17 protein-coding genes and 1 pseudogene are annotated in these 19,181 nt (G+C 49.4%); 17 read left to right on the forward strand and 1 reads right to left on the reverse strand.

Annotated elements, in window-relative coordinates; all coding sequences use genetic code 11:
* The first annotated feature begins 33 nt into the window (after positions 1–33).
* The 8 genes and pseudogenes from Q8K39_RS09755 (at position 34) to Q8K39_RS09790 (ending at position 7,308) form a co-directional block, all read left to right on the forward strand.
* Positions 34–1,083, forward strand: a complete 1,050-nt coding sequence (locus Q8K39_RS09755) for a GGDEF domain-containing protein (RefSeq protein WP_186951554.1) — start codon at positions 34–36, stop codon at positions 1,081–1,083.
* 3 nt (positions 1,084–1,086) lie between these two features.
* Positions 1,087–2,679 (forward strand): glutamine-hydrolyzing GMP synthase, encoded by a 1,593-nt coding sequence (gene guaA / locus Q8K39_RS09760; protein ID WP_305259758.1) that lies wholly within the window; start codon positions 1,087–1,089, stop codon positions 2,677–2,679.
* Between the two features lie 306 nt (positions 2,680–2,985).
* A pseudogene (locus Q8K39_RS09765) lies at positions 2,986–3,164 on the forward strand (Arm DNA-binding domain-containing protein); the annotation flags it as partial.
* Positions 3,165–3,503: 339 nt separating this feature from the next.
* Positions 3,504–4,133 carry a hypothetical protein gene (locus Q8K39_RS09770; protein ID WP_305259759.1) on the forward strand — a complete coding sequence of 210 codons (630 nt, stop codon included), beginning with the start codon at positions 3,504–3,506 and terminating at the stop codon, positions 4,131–4,133.
* 621 nt (positions 4,134–4,754) lie between these two features.
* Entirely contained in the window at positions 4,755–5,390 is a 636-nt protein-coding gene (gene queE, locus Q8K39_RS09775; protein WP_186951551.1) for a 7-carboxy-7-deazaguanine synthase, read from the forward strand.
* 6 nt (positions 5,391–5,396) lie between these two features.
* Positions 5,397–5,840, forward strand: coding sequence for a 6-carboxytetrahydropterin synthase QueD (gene queD / locus Q8K39_RS09780; RefSeq protein ID WP_186951550.1), 444 nt, complete (start codon positions 5,397–5,399; stop codon positions 5,838–5,840).
* Positions 5,840–6,394, forward strand: a complete 555-nt coding sequence (gene tadA, locus Q8K39_RS09785) for a tRNA adenosine(34) deaminase TadA (protein WP_305259760.1) — start codon at positions 5,840–5,842, stop codon at positions 6,392–6,394. The genes queD and tadA overlap by 1 nt, the downstream gene beginning before the upstream one ends.
* A gap of 8 nt (positions 6,395–6,402) precedes the next feature.
* Positions 6,403–7,308: an LD-carboxypeptidase gene (locus tag Q8K39_RS09790; protein ID WP_305259761.1), complete on the forward strand. Its 906-nt coding sequence runs from the start codon at positions 6,403–6,405 to the stop codon at positions 7,306–7,308.
* A gap of 85 nt (positions 7,309–7,393) precedes the next feature.
* On the opposite strand, the gene Q8K39_RS09795 is transcribed toward Q8K39_RS09790, so the two are convergent.
* A complete protein-coding gene (locus tag Q8K39_RS09795) occupies positions 7,394–9,058 on the reverse strand; it encodes an MFS transporter (protein WP_305259762.1) in 1,665 nt (554 codons plus the stop codon).
* Between the two features lie 413 nt (positions 9,059–9,471).
* On the opposite strand from Q8K39_RS09795, the gene Q8K39_RS09800 reads away from it, so the two are divergent.
* The 9 genes from Q8K39_RS09800 (at position 9,472) to Q8K39_RS09840 (ending at position 19,147) form a co-directional block, all read left to right on the forward strand.
* Entirely contained in the window at positions 9,472–10,650 is a 1,179-nt protein-coding gene (locus Q8K39_RS09800) for an acetyl-CoA C-acyltransferase (RefSeq protein WP_305259763.1), read from the forward strand.
* A gap of 90 nt (positions 10,651–10,740) precedes the next feature.
* Positions 10,741–12,558, forward strand: coding sequence for an acyl-CoA dehydrogenase (locus Q8K39_RS09805; protein WP_305259764.1), 1,818 nt, complete (start codon positions 10,741–10,743; stop codon positions 12,556–12,558).
* A 107-nt stretch (positions 12,559–12,665) separates the two neighbouring features.
* Positions 12,666–13,448, forward strand: a complete 783-nt coding sequence (locus Q8K39_RS09810; protein WP_305260310.1) for an SDR family oxidoreductase — start codon at positions 12,666–12,668, stop codon at positions 13,446–13,448.
* Positions 13,445–13,912, forward strand: a complete 468-nt coding sequence (locus tag Q8K39_RS09815; RefSeq protein WP_186951544.1) for a PaaI family thioesterase — start codon at positions 13,445–13,447, stop codon at positions 13,910–13,912. Before Q8K39_RS09810 ends, Q8K39_RS09815 begins: the two co-directional genes overlap by 4 nt.
* A gap of 122 nt (positions 13,913–14,034) precedes the next feature.
* Entirely contained in the window at positions 14,035–15,285 is a 1,251-nt protein-coding gene (locus tag Q8K39_RS09820; RefSeq protein WP_305259765.1) for a serine hydrolase, read from the forward strand.
* 7 nt (positions 15,286–15,292) lie between these two features.
* Positions 15,293–16,303: an NADP-dependent oxidoreductase gene (locus Q8K39_RS09825; protein WP_305259766.1), complete on the forward strand. Its 1,011-nt coding sequence runs from the start codon at positions 15,293–15,295 to the stop codon at positions 16,301–16,303.
* A gap of 35 nt (positions 16,304–16,338) precedes the next feature.
* Positions 16,339–17,271, forward strand: coding sequence for a glutathione S-transferase family protein (locus tag Q8K39_RS09830; RefSeq protein ID WP_305259767.1), 933 nt, complete (start codon positions 16,339–16,341; stop codon positions 17,269–17,271).
* A gap of 47 nt (positions 17,272–17,318) precedes the next feature.
* Positions 17,319–18,218 (forward strand): SDR family oxidoreductase, encoded by a 900-nt coding sequence (locus Q8K39_RS09835; RefSeq protein WP_305259768.1) that lies wholly within the window; start codon positions 17,319–17,321, stop codon positions 18,216–18,218.
* Between the two features lie 32 nt (positions 18,219–18,250).
* Entirely contained in the window at positions 18,251–19,147 is an 897-nt protein-coding gene (locus Q8K39_RS09840) for an alpha/beta fold hydrolase (protein ID WP_305259769.1), read from the forward strand.
* Positions 19,148–19,181: the final 34 nt, after the last annotated feature.

Genomic DNA, 19,181 nt, shown 5'->3' on the forward strand with positions numbered 1-19,181 from the left:
CATGGCCCGAATTGAGGATGTCCGGAGAGTGGTATGTCAACGAACTTAGAGCGTTCCAGTCCGACTACGACGACACCGGTCAGCTCGGGTTTTGAGCGCCTGGTCTCAGAGAAGATGGAATTGCGCGTGGGGCGGTTTGAGCGTCTCGGCATCAAGTTGTTCAATGTGGCTAACTGCTTCATCAGCCTTGGGCAACTTGGCGCCAGATTTGAATATCTGGTTCATTCCATCACTAACATGGAAGCAGAGTTCAGTGACTCGATACCACCGGTCGACGAGATTCTGGTCATACCTGATTTGCTTCTGCATGAGCATCTGGGGAAGCACCCAATGGTAGTGGGTGCGCCGCACATACGTTTTTTTGCTTCCAATCCTATCTTTGATCATACCAATCAGCTCATAGGTAGCGTTGTCCTGATTGATTATCAGCCCCGTGACCTGGATGACGAAGAAAGGCAATCGTTATCTGATCTAGCTTCAATGGCTGAGCGTGAAATGGCCTTTGGTGCCCTGTACCAGAGCCAACTCGAAATCATCAAGCAAAACCGCAATCTAAAACGCGATTCCTTGATCGATCCCCTGTTGGGTACGTGGAACAAATCAGCCATCGTTCGCTCATTGAAGCTGGAAATGGAGCGTTGCGCCAAAGCCATGAAGCCTCTGGCCTTGCTGATCGCCAGCGTTGATCAGATGGAATTTTTGCGTGAAGTGCATGGAGTTGCCGCGACCGACATGATCCTGGTAAAAACTGTTAGTCGCATCCGCTCTTGTGTACGGCCATTTGACGCCCTGGGGCGTTTCGGCACCGATTTGCTGTTGGTTGTTCTGCCAGGTGCATCGCATCTGGTTGCTACGGCTGTGGGAGAGCGTATTCGTGCCTCTGTGATGATGCACCCGGAAAATATCGATTCGGTGAATGCTGCGTTAACAATCAGCGCTGGTACTGCATCGACAGATATTTTCCCTGAAGCTGAACCGGAAACCTTAGTTAGCCTTGCAGAAAAAGCCCTGCTTTCCGCCAGAAATGCAGGAAACAATTGTGTTGTCCAGGCTACGCCTGTGCAACCTGACATGATAATTTGATTTATGCACTCAAAAATTCTTATCCTTGATTTTGGTTCCCAAGTCACACAATTGATCGCTCGCCGCGTTCGTGATGCAGGTGTTTTTTCTGAAGTTCATCCTTATGATGTCAGCGATGAATTCATCAAAAATTATGGCGCAGCCGGCATTATTTTATCCGGCGGCCCTAGCAGTGTGACTGAGGGTGATACTCCTCGTGCACCTGCTGCCGTCTATGAAGCCGGAGTGCCTGTATTGGGTATTTGTTATGGTATGCAAACCATGGCTGAACAGCTCGGTGGCAAGGTTGAAAATGGCCTGGTACGTGAATTTGGCTACGCCGAAGTCCGCGCTCGCGGTCATACCGCCTTATTTCGAGAAATCAATGACTTTGTTACTCCAGAAGGTCATGGCATGCTCAAGGTATGGATGAGTCACGGTGACAAAGTCAATGAAATGCCGCCAGGGTTCAAATTGATGGCATCCACAGACAATTGCCCCATAGCGGCAATGGCTGATGAAGAGCGCCGTTTCTACGCCGTGCAATTCCACCCCGAAGTAACGCACACCCTGCAAGGCGAAGCCATACTTGGCCGCTTCGTGCATGAAATCTGTGGCTGCAAATCAGACTGGAACATGCCTGACTACATCTCCGAGGCCGTTGCTTCCATACGTGCCCAGGTGGGTGATGATGAAGTCATCCTGGGTTTGTCCGGTGGAGTAGACAGCAGCGTGGCAGCAGCGCTGATACACCGCGCCATCGGCGACAAGCTGACCTGCGTATTCGTAGACCACGGCCTGCTGCGTCTTGACGAAGGCAAGATGGTCATGGAAATGTTTGCCAACAACCTCGGCGTCAAAGTCATCCACGTTGATGCGACTGCACAATTCATGGGCCACTTGGCCGGTGTTAGTGATCCAGAAGCCAAACGCAAGATCATAGGCCGCGAATTTGTTGAAGTCTTCCAGGTTGAATCTGGCAAGTTGAGCAATGCCAAATGGCTGGCACAGGGCACGATTTACCCAGACGTCATCGAAAGTGCGGGCAAGGGTAAAAAAGGTTCGCACACCATCAAGAGCCATCACAACGTCGGCGGATTGCCAGACACATTGAACCTCAAATTGCTTGAGCCTCTGCGTGAACTGTTCAAGGATGAAGTACGCAAACTGGGCGTTGCCCTGGGCCTGCCACACAGCATGGTCTACCGCCATCCTTTCCCTGGCCCTGGCCTGGGTGTGCGCATACTTGGTGAAGTAAAGAAAGAATTCGCAGACCTGCTGCGTCGCGCTGACGCCATTTTCATCGAAGAATTGCGTAGCACCTATGTGGACCCCCATGCAGAAAAACCGCAAAGCTGGTATGACGCCACTAGCCAGGCATTCGCTGTATTCCTGCCGGTTAAATCCGTAGGCGTCATGGGCGACGGCCGCACTTACGAATACGTGGTTGCCCTGCGCGCCGTACAAACTCAGGACTTCATGACCGCCCACTGGGCACATTTACCACATGACTTGCTGGGCAAGGTGTCTAACCGCATCATTAACGAAGTGCGCGGCATCAACCGCGTTGTCTATGACATTTCAGGTAAGCCGCCTGCGACGATAGAATGGGAATGATTTTAGGTCTAGCAACATCAGGCAACTAAAAGCACGAAACACCCCGAAAGCCCGCGTCATTGCGGGCTTTTTGCATTTTTGGTCTGGCAATATCTGGCAAGGAAAAGTACGGCCAAGCAATTATTTTTAATGGCATAGTTGATGGTATTATCACTACTCATTTTGAGGTTATCGATTGATACCATGCCATGGTTTTTTGATGGGCATGTTATTTTAATTTGCTAAGTTGTTGAATTTATTGACAATTATGAAAATAGATCGACTGTTTTTAATCGTGGTATTGCTAACAAAAAACGACGTTTTCTAATACTCACCGATACCAAACTACGCAATCTCAAGTCGCAAGAAAAAAATATAAAGTGAATGACCGTAACAGGTTGTATGTCGCTGTCACACCTACAGGTTCTATTTCATTTTGGCACAACTACACGATCAACGGTTATCAGGGAACTGTCACGTTGGGTCGGTGCGGGAATGGCGCCATAGCCACGTGGGTATAAAGGGTTGTTAGTGGTAACAAGGTTCCCCGCGCATGTGCGCGTGAGCGAATATCTGCTATAGTAGGTTGTTAACTTTTTTGCTCTCGTGTATCTGTTACTTCTACGTTAAACCTACAATTACTTCGTGGATGTATTTCAGCCCGTGGGGCAACATCCTGCAACCAAGGTGCATGAGCTGACGCCTAGACTATTTAAGACGTAATCCCTTGTGTTCGGATTTGTACGTTACTCCTTGACTTTGTTATATTTGTGCTAAATTATCGCATTCGTTTGTGGTTCCCCATGCTTCGCTCCGGCTGTACCTCACTTCCACGTTAGATCCCAATGCGCAAAGAAGAAAAACCATGGTTTGCCCGGCCATATGAGTCATGGCGCAAAGAATCGAAGAGTACGACAGGGCGTGTTGAGGCAGATGTCTTATTTCAAAATCGCCTACGAAGAATGTTCATTGTTGGCTCAATAGTGATGTCCATGTCAATGTTGTCCATGTTTTGGATTATTTCATCTGACGTGGTTCTTTGGGATAGAGAGAATGCAAGCAACTTCGGCTTTTGGATGTTCGTTCTCTCATTGATTGGATCTCTATCAGGTTTATACCTTGCTACAAAGCTACCTTATGGTTTTTATTCTCTACAAATATTTGCAGCAACGATGGCAACCGTCGGTGTATTAGGAGGGACTCTGCTGCCATTATTCCTATACGCAAATTACATTCTGGATTTCTCGGAACCAGAAGTTATTGCCGTTAATGTGTCGGACATAAAACTGGTTGGAAATGTTGGGAAGAGAAGTCATAGATTTACATTCGTAATGAATCAGGCGCCTTTTGAAACCCGTAGCCTACTTGATCAAAATCGACGATACAAACATCTGAAGGTTGGCGAAAATGCTTTGTTGGTGAGCGGCAAGGGATTTTTCGGGCTCCGATATGTTCGTGAAGTCCGATCTAACTGATTGGGCGATCGGATTAGCCGTGACACGGCTAATCGGTAGCTTGCAACTGTCGTAGATCGTCATTACTGATCAAGTCACAACATTCAAGTCCATCACGGGAAATTTTGGCTACGCGCTTACGTTGTTAGCCTTGATATGGGGCGGCCAATTTTTTTTGCCTAGGTGATATGGTTTAACAATTCTATTGTTCTCTTTGCTGCACGATTCTAATCGTTGTATTTAACATGGTATTCCCTATATGGATGATTTGGAATTAGACGTCAGTGCTACGTTTTCAATAGCAATTAATAAGTAGTGGGAATGATTTCAGGTCTGGTAGCTCAGGCAACTTAAGGAACGAAACACTACGGAAGCCTGCGTCATTGCTGGGGTCTTATTTTGCCCCGATAGTGATGTTTATTTAATAATTGATATTGGATTCTCGACTAGCTTGCACTGGGGCTACATGCGAGTCAGAAGGCCAATATGCCAGTCCGTGGTATCATGTCTCCCTTTTGCGTTCCAAAAACGCACTAAATTTCATATACTGCATTTTCATGTGGTGTAAAAGAGAGCGGCTTTGTCAAAAGCCTTGCCTGTGCAGCCTTTAAGTCGCTGCTGATCATCTTGCGGGAATAAGACGTGACTTATAGCGTCAAAGAAATTTTTTATACTCTACAGGGCGAGGGCAATCATGCCGGGCGCCCGGCGGTGTTTTGTCGTTTTTCTGGCTGCAACTTGTGGTCGGGGCGCGAAGAAGACAGGTCAACTGCGGTTTGTCAGTTTTGTGATACTGATTTTGTTGGTACAAACGGCGAGGGTGGTGGCAAGTTCAAGCTGGCCGCCGAGCTGGCTGCGACGATCAATGCTTTGTGGCCAGTGGCCTATACTGCAAGTAAGTATGTGGTGTTTACTGGTGGCGAACCCTTGTTGCAACTTGATGCTTCCTTGATTGATGCCATGCATGCAGTGGGTTTTGAGATTGCCATAGAAACCAATGGTACTTTGCCTGTTCCTGAAGGTGTGGACTGGATTTGTGTCAGCCCTAAAATGGGGTCAGAACTGGTCGTTCGCAAGGGTAGTGAGCTCAAAGTGGTGATCCCGCAGTTTGGTCAGGACATGGCAGCATATGCAAATCTTGATTTTGAACATTACTTTGTACAAGCCATGGATGGCCCTTTAAGAGACGATAATTTGCGTCTCGCAATTGAATTCTGCAAACAGCATCCGCAATGGAAGCTGAGTTTGCAAACCCATAAACTATTACAGATTCCTTGAGTTTTCATGTTAACGATTACCAGAAAGTTGGAATTCGATGCAGGCCATCGCATTCCCGATCACAGCAGCCAGTGTCGCAATTTGCACGGTCACCGTTACACGCTGCAAATTACTCTGACAGGTGAGGTCGTCCAGAAGGATGGCGAGTCGGATAACGGCATGATCATGGATTTTGGTGATATCAAGGCGCTCGCTAACGAGCATTTGGTGAATCTGTGGGACCATTCCTTCATCGTCTACGAGAAGGATTACATCATCAAGAATTTCCTGGAGAAACTGCCAGGCCACAAGACTGTGGTGATAGATCGCGTACCGACGGTGGAAAATCTGGCCAAGATCGCTTTTGATATTTTGAAGGTGGTTTATCACGGCAGGTTTGGCCGCACCCTGGAATTGACCAAGGTTACCCTCTATGAAACCCCAAATTGCTGGGCTGAGATAGACGGGTAATGGTTGAAGAGCAAAATCTGCCACCGCAAGGGCAGCAGAACCAGCAGAGCCTGCGTGATATCCAGTTCATGCAGGCAGCCTACCAGCAAGCCTTGCTGGCCAGAAATGAAGGTGAAGTGCCGGTTGGTGCTGTCGTCGTTAAAGACGGCGTGATCATCGCCAGCGGTTATAACCGCCCGATAGGCACACACGACCCAACTGCCCATGCTGAAATCATGGCCCTGCGTGCAGCGGCTGAATTGATCGGTAATTACCGCCTGCCTGGATGTGAACTCTACGTGACCCTTGAGCCTTGCATGATGTGTGCAGGAGCGATGATGCACGCCAGGCTGGCACGTGTCATTTATGCTGCCAGTGATCCTAAAACGGGTGTGGCAGGTTCTTTGCTGAATGTGTTTGAACATGGACAATTGAATCATCACACGCAAGTGACCGGCGGGGTATTGGCAGACGAATGTAGTAGCTTGCTGAAAGATTTTTTTTCCCATCGGCGTGCTGCAGCGGCACAAAAAAAGCTGGCAGCCACTGAGAGCTCATCTTCTACCCAAGAGTGAAATACACTATGCCTGAACAAAGCACGCAAACCGGAATAGCCATCATCGCCCCCAGCGGTGCTCCTTTGGATGATAGCCTCATAGACCGTGGTTTGCAGCGTTTGGCTGGACAAGATTTTAAGGTGCACAACTACTATGAAGCTGATGCCAAATTCCAGCGCTTTGGTGCAACTGACGCCGAACGTGTCAGGCAATTTCATGAAGCTGCGCAGAATCCTGATGTGCAGATAGTCATGGCCTTGCGTGGCAGCTATGGCATGTCAAGACTGATGCCATTGATTGACTTTGACTTGTTGGCAAATAGCGGCAAGTGCTTTGTTGGTTACAGTGATTTCACTCTGCTTCATCTTGCAATGTTGCAACGTGGCCGAATGAGTGTTGCCGGCCCCATGCTGTGCGATGATTACATACGTGAACAGCCAGTTGAATATACACTGCAACAATTCAAATCATGCGTCAGTAATTCCACACACGTCGTCGAATTTGAAACCGGCACAGATCAAGAAGTGCTGGTGCAGGGCAAGTTATGGGGGGGGAACCTGGCCATGTTGACGCATGCTATTGGCACGCCATACTGGTCTGAAGTCCAAGACGGTATATTGTTCCTGGAAGACATAGGCGAGCACCCATATCGCATAGAACGCATGCTGTTGCAATTGCATTTTGCTGGTGTACTGAATAAGCAAAAAGCCATAGTCCTCGGCAACTTTTCCGCCTACAAACTGGCTGTGCATGATAACGGCTATGACTTCAATGCCATGTTAGCTTATATAGGCAGCCTAATTGGGGTGCCATTGATAACTGGTCTGCCATTTGGGCATGTATCGACCCGCGCAAGTCTGGTGGTTGGCAGTGATGCTCAATTGAAAGTTGTTGCAGGGCAAGCCAGTTTGCATATGCATTACACTTTGTAGATAAGCAAATTGAAAAAGCCCGCTCGTCATTTGACGAGCGGGCTTTTGTGCTTCTTGCGTATTGCTTGGTTGAACTCAGCTAATATCAATCAGCCGCATAGATATCATTATCTTTGGTTTCTTTGACGAAGAAGACGCCAATAACAAATGTTGCCAGAGCGATGATGATTGGGTACCACAAGCCGTAGTAAATATCGCCCTTGAAAGCCACCAGAGCAAATGCTGTGGTTGGCAGCAAACCACCAAACCAGCCGTTACCGATATGGTAAGGCAGGGACATCGAAGTGTAGCGTATGCGGGTTGGGAACATTTCCACCAGCATCGCAGCGATAGGACCGTATACCATCGTTACATACAGCACCAATATGACCAGCAAGAGCAAGACCATAGGTTTGTTGACTTGTGCAGGGTCAGCTTTTGCTGGGTAGCCTGCAGCTTTAATTGACTCAGCCAGCTCTTTGGAGAAAGCCTTGTCTTTTGCAGCTGCTTCGTCTTTTGGCAAGCCGTTGGCGTTGTATGAAGTGATGACTTTGTCACCAACTTTAACAGAGGCAATGGTTCCAGGTGCAGCAACTTCATTCGAATAATTGACTGAAGCTGCGGCCAACTTAGCCTTGACGATGTCGCAGGAAGAGGTAAATTTCTTCGTGCCGGTAGGGTTGAACTGGAATTGGCAATCACCTGGGTCTGCAGTGACCACGACTGGTGCATTTTTCAATGCTGCCTCTAGCGCAGGGTTGGCATAATGCGTCAATGCGCTGAAGATAGGGAAGTAGGTTAATGCAGCGATCAAACAGCCAGCCATAATGATAGGTTTGCGGCCGATTTTATCGGACAAGGAACCAAACACGATAAAGAATGGCGTACCAATTACCAGGGATGCTGCAATCAGGATGTTGGCAGTAGGGCCGTCCACTTTCAATGTTTGTTGCAGGAAGAACAAAGCATAGAATTGCCCTGTGTACCAGACCACCGCTTGACCGGCAGTCAAACCCAGCAATGCCAGAATAACGATCTTTAGATTTTTCCATTGACCGAAAGATTCTGTCAAAGGCGCTTTGGACGTTTTCCCCTCGGCCTTCATTTTCGCAAAGGCTGGCGATTCATTCATGGATAAACGGATCCATACAGAAATTGCCAACAAGAAAACCGAGACCAGGAAAGGAATGCGCCAGCCCCAGCTAGCAAATTCTTCTTCACCAATTGCCATGCGTGTGCCAAGAATCACCATCAGGGACAGGAACAGGCCCAGCGTAGCTGTCGTCTGTATCCATGCCGTGAAGGCGCCGCGTTTGCCATGCGGTGCATGTTCTGCCACATAGGTTGCAGCACCGCCATATTCACCACCCAGCGCCAGACCTTGCAGGATACGCAAAGTGATCAGGATAACCGGCGCAGCAATACCTATGGTTGCATAGTTGGGTAACAAGCCCACGCAGAACGTAGATGCACCCATGATCAGGATAGTGACCAGGAAGGTGTACTTGCGGCCTATCATATCGCCAAGGCGTCCGAACACCAGTGCACCAAAGGGGCGTACGATAAAGCCTGCCGCAAATGCCAGCAAGGCAAAGATGAAGGCAGTATTGGGGTCAGTGCCAGCAAAGAATTGTTTGGCAATGATGGATGCGAGTGAGCCGTAGAGATAAAAGTCGTACCATTCAAAGACGGTGCCCAGCGAAGAAGCAAAAATAACCTTGCGTTCTTCGGATGTCATGCCGCCTGACGTTGCGATAGGTGCTGTCGCCATGCTTGTCTCCTGTTTTTTAAGTATATTAAGTTTGCTAAAAAAAGTGGCCGGAATTGAACAATCACATTTCCGACATAATTTTTTATTGCAAGCAAAGTGTGCAAGTCGAAACTTACGGCTTGCTTGCTCGAAACTTACAGAAACTTACAAAATAGCTATCCTGATTATGTAAAAAAGAGCAATATTGATGCGTAGAGTGAGATGAAATTAATTTGCGAACGGTCGTACTAAAATGTGATATTCTCTTTTTTGCGCTTGATCTAAAGGCTTTTTATTCCGGCATTTCGATTCAAGCAAAACAGGGTTATGGCAGTTTGTTCCTGCATGTTGGTTTGCAAAGGGCAAATTACTATTTATGATGGTTATCAGCAGTTCCAGCCTGTACACATACTTATATCAATCAGGAGATCTACATGTCTGACGCAGTTATCGTATCCACCGCCCGCACTGGCCTTGCAAAATCCTGGAAGGGCGCTTTCAACATGACGCATGGTGCCACTATGGGTGGCCATGTGCTCAATGCTGCCATTACCCGTGCGAAGATTGAAGCCGGCGAGGTGGAAGATGTCATCATGGGTTGCGCCACACCAGAAGGTGCAACTGGCAGCAATATTGCCCGTCAGATCGCTTTGCGTGCAGGTTGCCCGGTAACTACTGCTGGCATGACGGTCAATCGTTTTTGCTCTTCTGGATTGCAGACCATTGCCCTGGCAGCACAAAGAATTATTGCCGGTGAAGGCGATGTCTATGCGGCAGGCGGTGTCGAGTCTATCTCTTGCGTACAAAACGAAGCCAATAGCCACATGATCGTTGAAACCTGGTTGAAGCAACACAAGCCAGAAGTTTACTGGCCTATGCTGCAAACAGCAGAAACCGTCGCCAAGCGTTATGGTATTCCACGCGAACGTCAGGATGAGTACGGCGTACAAAGCCAGTTGCGCGCAGCCGCAGCCCAGGCTGCAGGTTTGTTTGATGCCGAGATCGTACCAATGACGACGGTCATGGGTGTCGCCGATAAAACGACTGGCATGCTGATCACCAAAGAGGTCACCATTTCTGCCGATGAAGGCATACGTGCAGATACCACGCTCGAAGGCGTCTCCAAAATCCGTACCGCAGTGCCAGGTGGTGTGATTACTGCCGGTAACGCCAGCCAGTTTTCTGACGGCGCTTCTGTTGCCATTCTGATGAGCAGCAAACTGGCTGAAGCAAAGGGCTTGCAACCATTGGGTATTTTCCGTGGTTTTGCGATTGCAGGATGCGAGCCAGATGAAATGGGTATAGGCCCGGTCTTTGCGATTCCCAAATTGCTGAAAAAAGCCGGCCTCAAAGTTGAAGACATAGGCTTGTGGGAATTGAATGAGGCATTTGCCGTGCAAGTCTTGTATTGCGCAGACAAACTCGGCATCCCTATGGATAAATTGAATGTCAATGGTGGTGCGATTGCCGTGGGCCATCCTTACGGTGTCTCAGGTGCACGCCTGACTGGCCATGCACTGATTGAAGGCAAACGCCGTGGTGCAAAATATGTAGTGGTGACCATGTGTATTGGTGGCGGCCAGGGCGCTGCAGGTTTGTTTGAAGTAGTCTAAGCTGGATGCATGTCGGGTGCCCAGGCTGTATGATGTTGTCATGCGGTTTGGGCAAAATGAGTACCTCATCTCTTTTATCCAGATAAAGCCATGCAATCTAAAATTCTTTCCCGCCGTGATCTCGAATTCATGCTGTATGAATGGCTGAATGTAGAGTCACTGAATCAAAGGGCGCGTTTCGCCGACCATAGCCGCGAAACTTTCAATGCCGCTCTTGATACCTGCGAACAAATAGCGACAGACCTGTTCGCTACCCACAATAAAAAAAATGACCAGCAGGAGCCGCACTTCGATGGCGAAGAAGTGCATATGATTCCTGAGGTGAAGACGGCCCTGAAAGCCTTTTGCGAAGCAGGCCTGATGGCGGCCGGGCAAGACTTTGATGTCGGCGGCATGCAGTTGCCCTGCGTCGTTGAAAAAGCTGGTTTTGCATACTTTAAAGGGGCGAATGTCGGCACTGCATCTTATCCCTTCCTGACCATCGGCAATGCCAATACCTTACTCAAATGTGGTACGCCTGAGCAGATAGAAACCTTCGTCAAACCCATGCTGGAAGGCCGCTTCTTTGGAACCATGTGTTTGTCGGAACCGCAAGCTGGTTCCAGCTTGTCTGATATTGTCACCAGGGCAGAGCCGCAAGAAGATGGCACTTATCGACTGACTGGCAACAAAATGTGGATATCGGCAGGCGAACATGAGCTGGCCGAAAATATCGTGCATCTGGTGCTGGCCAAGGTGCCGGACGCAAGTGGCAAGCTGATACCTGGTGTGAAAGGTATCTCACTTTTCATCGTGCCGAAAAAATTGGTGAATTCGGATGGTAGCCTCGGTGAGCGTAATGACGTGGTGCTGGCTGGTCTGAATCACAAAATGGGGTATCGCGGCACCACCAATTGCATGCTGAATTTTGGTGAAGGTAAATTCAAGCCGCAAGGAAAAGCTGGCGCGATAGGTTACCTCGTAGGCACTTTGCACCGTGGCATGGCTAACATGTTTCACATGATGAATGAGGCACGTATAGGTGTCGGTTTGGGTGCTGTCATGCTGGGCTATACCGGCTATCTGCATGCGCTCGATTATGCCCGTAACCGTCCTCAGGGACGTGCACCGCTAAACAAAGACCCTGCAGCACCGCAAGTGCCCATTATTGAACATACTGACGTCAAGCGCATGTTGCTGGCACAAAAAGCCTATGTTGAAGGTGGCCTCGCATTGAATTTGTTTTGTGCCCGCCTGGTCGACGAAGAGCGTACCGCCCCATCGCCTGAAGCGCGTACCCACGCAGCACAGATGCTGGAAATATTGACGCCTATCGCCAAATCCTGGCCATCACAATGGTGTCTGGAAGCGAATAATCTCGCTATACAAGTCCATGGCGGCTATGGCTACACCCGTGAATATAATGTAGAGCAGTTTTACCGCGACAACCGCCTCAATCCAATACACGAAGGCACGCACGGTATTCAGGGGCTGGATCTGCTTGGCCGCAAAGTTGTCATGCAAGAAGGTGCCGCGCTGGAAGCGTTGGGTGAAATCATGCACAAGACCCTGGCGAGAGCGGCCGCACATCCTGAATTGCTGGCCTATACCAAATCACTGGCACGTGTGCTGCAAAGACTGGCCAGTGTAACGCAACAATTGCATGGGGTGGGGGATGCCAATAAAACCCTGGCAAATGCTTCCGCTTATCTTGAGGTTTTTGGTCATGCCGTTGTTGCCTGGATGTGGCTGGAACAAGCTACATTATGCCTGAACAAAGAAAATCACCATGATGCTGATTTCTATGCTGGCAAACTGCAGGCTTGTAAATACTTCTTCCACTGGGAATTGCCACGCGTTCATCCTCAGCTGGATTTGCTATCGAATATCGATATGACGACTTTCGATATGCAAGATGCCTGGTTCTGAACCATAGCCCTGAAATTATTAAAAACCCATAACAAACGATGCCCTTCCTGTCTGCTCGCAGACAGGTGGTGGCCGCACATACCGGAGACAAAAAAATGAGCAAAGCGATTCGCACCGTACAACAATTATTTGACCTGCATGGAAAGACTGCCCTGATTACTGGTGGTTCACGCGGCCTGGGTCTGCAAATGGCAGAAGCATTGGGTGAGCAGGGTGCTAAAGTGGTGCTGTCTTCGCGTAAACAATCTGACCTGGATGAAGCTGTCGCCCACCTGAAAAGCCGTGGTATAGATGCCAGCGCAATTGCTGCCGATTTGTCTAAAGAAGCAGCGGTACAACCATTGGTAGATGAAACACTATCCCGTCTTGGGCATATCGATATCCTCATCAATAACGCTGGTGCTACCTGGGGCGCACCGGCAGAAGATTATCCGGTTGATGCCTGGGATAAGGTCATGAACCTGAATATTCGCAGCATCTTTTTGATCTCGCAGGCTGTCGGTAAGCGTTCGATGATACCGCGCAAGTATGGCCGTATCATTAATATTGCCTCTATCGCTGGTCTGGCTGGTAATGCACCTGGCACCATGCAGACGATTGCCTATAACACTTCCAAGGCTGCCGTCATTAACTTTACACGTACCTTGGCTGGTGAGTGGGGTGTGCATGGCATTACTGTGAATGCGATTGCCCCAGGATTTTTTCCCTCCAAAATGACCAAGGGCATACTGGAGAACCTCGGCGAAGAAAAACTCGCCAAAGAAGCACCTCTGCAACGCATAGGTGATGACGAAGATTTGAAGGGTGCAGCCATGCTGTTTGCCAGTGATGCGGGCAAACATATTACCGGGCAGACCCTGGCAGTGGATGGTGGGGTTTCTGCGGTATGACGGAGGCGAATTCTCATGCGGAGCTTCCCATTGCGCAACCGACGCCGGTATTGAATCCCTTTCTTCATGACTTGGGTGTTGAATTCCTGGAAATGGAAAATGGTCATGCGCGTCTGGCACTGGATTTGACCGAGCGTCACATGAATAGCTGGCAAATAGCCCATGGCGGCGTGATTATGACCATGCTTGATGTGGTGATGGCGATGGCTGGCCGGTCCATGAGTAGCGACCTCAAGGGAGTCGTCACTGTAGAGATGAAAACCACCTTCCTGCAGCCAGGCGGTGTACCGGGTGGCCGCATGGAGGCGCGAGGCAAGGCTTTTCATCAATCCACCACCATGTGCTTTTGCGAAGGCGAAGTCTGGAATGGCGACAAACTCATTGCCAAAGCCATGGGGACATTCAAATATCTGCGACGTTTGAAGTCTGGCGAAAATATGAAAAAACTTTATGGTAGTGATTAAAGTCTCGTGAATTCTAATAATTAGTAAGTAGTGCCTGCAAGTCCAATAAAAAATAAATGGAGACAAACATGCAGCAGACTCGCTTTGCAATTCTTTTCTTTGCTTTAATCGGTGGACCATTCATGAGCATTTCTTCGGCACAAACTGCCTTGCCCGATGCAGATGCAAGTGATCCGCAAAAAATGGGATGGATGCAAGGCTTCCCGCCTGCGCCTGACAAGATAATCAAGTTTGCCAACGGCAGCAATTATCAGTTTCCCCGTACCCGCTGGTCGTTTTCGCATGGGCGAGAACTGGGACCTACCAGCAATGTCTGGCATGGCGCAGGCCCGGTTTCAGTTTTGCCGGTAGCTTTGCGTGATCTCGATAAATTGCGATTTGCCGATGAAAAGGGCAGCGATGTAAGCTGGGCGGATATGCACTCCCTCACTTATACTGACAGCATACTGGTGCTGCATAAAGGCAAGATAGTTTACGAGCGTTACTTGGGCATTACCAAGACCTACTTGCCGCATATCGCCATGTCGGTCACCAAGTCTTTTGTAGGTACGCTGGCTGCGACTTTAGCGGCAGAGGGTAAACTGGATCCCAGCGCACCCGTCACACAATATATTCCCGAACTCAAAGACACCGCCTATGGCGACGCTGCCGTGCGGCAGGTCATGGACATGACCATAGGTGTTCAGTATTCTGAAAATTATGCTGACCCCAAAGCTGAAGTCTGGGATTACGCCAGGTCAGGCGGCTTGCTGCCAACAGCCGCAACTTATGATGGGCCTAAAACCTTTTATGACTTCCTGGTGAAATTAAAAAAAGAAGGCAAGCATGACGAAGCATTTGCCTATAAGACGGTCAATGCTGAAGTGCTGGCCTGGATAGTCAAACGCGCTACCGGGCAAAATTTATCTGATCTCTTGTCTGAATGTATCTGGCAAAAACTGGGTACCGAAAATGATGCCTATTTTTCTGTGGATAGCGTAGGCACCGAGCAGGGCGGCGGTGGCCTGAACCTGACGCTACGCGATATGGCACGCTTTGGTGAAATGATGCGCCTGAATGGCAAGTTCAATGGCCAGCAAATCATTCCTGCCGCTGCTGTAGAAGACATACGCAAGGGTGCTGATCCAGCCAAATTCGCTAAAGCTGGCTATGCCACTTTACCTGGTTACTCCTACCGCAATATGTGGTGGGTAGGGCATAACAGCCACCAGACATTTGAAGCCCGTGGCATACACGGACAACGTATTTATATCGACCCGGTGGCTGAAATGGTCATCGTTAAATTTTCTTCCCATCCCATTGCTGCCAATGGTGCGACTGACCCTGTCACTTATCGTGCCTTCCAGGCTTTGGCAAATCACTTGATGAAATGAGCAAATCATGATCACTAGTTCTCAACTTTCTTACCAACGTATTGTGCTGGCTTCCCGTCCGAAAGGCCAGGTCGTGCCAGACAATTTCCGCCTTGAATCCCTGCCTGTTCCTGAACTCAAGGATGGCGAGCTTTTGGTGCGCAATCACTACATGTCGCTGGACCCTTACATGCGTGGCCGCATGGAAGATGCGAAAAGCTATGCAGCCCCACAAGTGATAGGCGAAACCATGATAGGCGGCACCGTAGGTGAAGTAGTCGCCAGCAAGAATGCCAAGTTCAACGTCGGTGACAAAGTCATAGGCATGCTGGGCTGGTCAGAAATGGGCGTGTCTGATGGCTTGTTGCTGCGTAAAGTCGATACGACTCACATTCCATTGTCGGCCTACCTGGGTTCGGTTGGTATGCCTGGGCTGACTGCCTGGTATGGCCTGACCCAGATCATGCAGCCCAAGGCTGGTGAAACTATCGTGGTATCTGCCGCCAGTGGTGCAGTGGGCAGCGTAGTTGGTCAACTGGGCAAGCAACTGGGTTGCCGCGTGGTCGGTATAGCCGGTGGTGCAGACAAATGTGCTTATGTCGTCAATGAACTGGGCTTTGATGCCTGCATCGATTACAAGGCAGGCAATCTGGAAATCGATCTTGCCGCCGCAACACCAGATGGTATTGATGCCGTTTTTGAAAACGTCGGTGGTGAAATCTTTGATGCCAGCCTGGCGCGCATGAATGCCTTTGGCCGTATCGCCCTGTGTGGTTTGATTGCCGGATATAACGGCGAGCAACTGAGCATCAAGAATGCGCGGGTATTTTTGACCATGCGCCTGACCATGCGTGGCTTCATTGTCTCTGAACACATGGATTTGTGGCCGCAAGGTTTGAAAGAATTGGGTGGCCTGGTTGCGACCGGTAAATTGAAATTCCGTGAATCCGTCGCTGAAGGGATTGCTGCTGCGCCAGAAGCATTTATTGGACTGTTGAAAGGTAAGAACTTCGGCAAGCAATTGGTGAAGCTTATTTGAGTTAGTCGCATAAACCTGAAGAGCACAGAGCAATCATGTCCGACCTTATTTTCCATAATTTTGCGATTTCTCCATTTTCAGAAAAGATTCGCCTGATTTTCGGTTTCAAACAATTGAAGTGGAAATCTGTAACGGTACCCATCATCATGCCCAAGCCGGATGTGACGGCATTGACAGGTGGTTACCGACGCACGCCGATACTGCAAATCGGTGGAGATATTTATTGCGATACGTCTTTGATTGCTGAGGTGCTGGAAAAACGATCGCCCGCACCTGCTCTATACCCGGCAGCTATCAATGGTCTGGCGCGCAATCTGGCACAATGGGCGGATACTACGCTGTTCTGGACAGCAATCCCCTATGCATTTCAGCCAGCGGCTATCCAATCCATATTCGGCAATATCAGCGCTGAAGAATTGCAGGCCTTCAGTGCAGACCGTGCCACCATGCGTGGCAATATGCCGCGCACCAGCATGGGTGAAGCCAAAGGGCAGCTTTTAGAATACTTAAGTCGCCTGGAAAATATGCTCAGCGGAGATACGCCGTTTCTGCTGGGTACACAAGCCAGCATTGCTGATTTCTCTGTGTATCAGGCTTTGTGGCTGATACGACTGGCTCCAACGATCAATCCTGTTTTCGACGCTTATCCAAAGCTGCTGGAGTGGATGGGCCGTATCGCTGCTTTCGGTTATCACCAGTCCGAAGCTCTGAGCAGCGCAGAAGCACTTGAGATCGCCAAAAATGCGCATGGCTTTGATACAGCAGGGCGCAATTTTATTGACAGCCATGGCATAGCGTTGGGTGAGCAAGTTGCCATCATGCCGACCGACTATGCGCTGGATCCTGTCGTGGGGGAACTGCTCATTGCCAGCGAAAATGAATTGGCCGTGCGTCGTCAAGATGAACGTGCTGGAACCGTGGTCGTGCATTTCCCACGTGTAGGCTTCCAGATGAAACGCGCAAAATAAATTAATCCAAAACAAATAAATTTAATAAATCACATACAGGAGACAACATGAAAGTATTTAAAGACAGAGTAGCCGTAATCACCGGTGGTGCCAGCGGTTTTGGCCGTGAATTTGCGATTATCGGCGCACGCCTGGGTATGAAGCTGGTACTGGCTGATGTGCAGCAAGATGCCCTGGATAAAACCAGAGCAGAGCTGGAAGCGCAAGGTGCACAGGTGTTGGCCATGCGTTGCGATGTACGCCATGCAGAAGAAGTGCAGGCCCTGGCTGATGCCACCATGGAGAAATTTGGTGCCGTGCATCTGGTGTTCAATAATGCCGGTGTCGGTTCTGGCGGTCTGGTTTGGGAAAATACCCAGGCAGACTGGGAATGGGTATTGGGCGTCAATCTCTGGGGTGTGATTCATGGTGTGCGCATCTTCACCAATTTGATGCTGGAATGCGCAAAGAAAGATCCACAATTTGAAGGGCATATCGTCAACACGGCATCCATGGCTGGCCTGCTCAATGCGCCGACCATGGGTGTGTATAACGTCTCCAAGCATGCAGTAGTTTCTCTGTCAGAATCCCTGTACCAGGATTTGAAACTGGTAGAAGCACCGATAGGCGCTTCTGTACTGTGCCCTTATTTCGTGCCTACCGGCATTTCACAATCCCATAGAAACCGCCCTGAAGATGTGCCAGGTTCTGCACCGACCGCCAGCCAGAGAGCGGCACAGGCCATGTCAGACAAGGCTGTGAATTCTGGCAAGGTAACCGCCGAAGAAGTGGCTGAAAACACCTTCAAGGCAATTGCTGACGAACAGTTCTACATCTTCTCTCATACCGGTGCCCTGGGTAATGTGCAGGAACGCATGGAAGACATAGTCTTGCAACGCAATCCAGGTGATCCTTACAAGGCTGCACCGCATATTCGTGACATGCTCAGAGCGAAGCTCAAGGCCTGATCATCACTTTCAAACATCAGGGAGAAGCATTGATGACAGCAGAGATACTAAGCAATCAGTTTGCTACACTGGAGAATGGAACCCGCCTGCATTTTGCCTGTGCGGGTGAGCGAGGCAGGCCATTGATCTTGTTCGTGCATGGCTTTCCAGAGTTCTGGTATGAATGGTCGGCACAACTGGCTGAGTTTGGACAGGATTATTTTGCCGTAGCACCGGACTTGCGCGGCTTCAATCTGTCAGACATGCCAACGGATGTTGCTGCCTACAAGGCCAGGCATATTGTTGATGACTTGCGTTTGTTGATTGCCCATCTGGGTTATCAGCAAGCCACGGTCGTCGCGCATGACTGGGGTGGGGCGGTATGCTGGAATATGGCGATTGCTCTGCCTGCCTTGTTTGAAAAATTAATCATTATTAATTCTCCGCATCCCTATCTGTTCATGCAAGCGTTAGCAACTGACCCTGCGCAAGGAACTTGCAGTGAATACATGAACTGGTTGCGCAATCCTGGTTCTGAAGAAGCACTTGCCAAAGATGATTTTGCTCTCATGGATGGTTTCTTCAATGGCATGGGGCAAGGTGAGGCAAGCTGGTTTGATGCAGATACCAGAGCCGCATATCATGCTTGCTGGGCGCGAGGTTTGAGCGGTGGCGTCAATTATTACCGTGCTTCGCCATTACATCCGCCGACTGATAAAAACCCTGGACCTCTGCAGTTGAATCTGAATCCGGCTGATTTCCAGGTCAAGGTACCTACTCGCGTCATCTGGGGTGAAAACGATAAGGCGCTACCCAAGACTTTGCTGGATGGTATCGAGAGTTTTGTCGATGATATCCAGATACAGCGCATTCCAGAAGGCTCACACTGGGTCATCCATGAGCAGCCGGAACGCGTCAACCGTCTTATTCGTCAATTTTTGCAGGGTTAGGGTTTATGGCCAAAGCAGATTTTGCTTTCTTTCA

The organism is Undibacterium sp., assembly GCF_030683615.1.
Taxonomy (GTDB): Bacteria; Pseudomonadota; Gammaproteobacteria; order Burkholderiales; family Burkholderiaceae_D; genus Undibacterium; species Undibacterium umbellatum.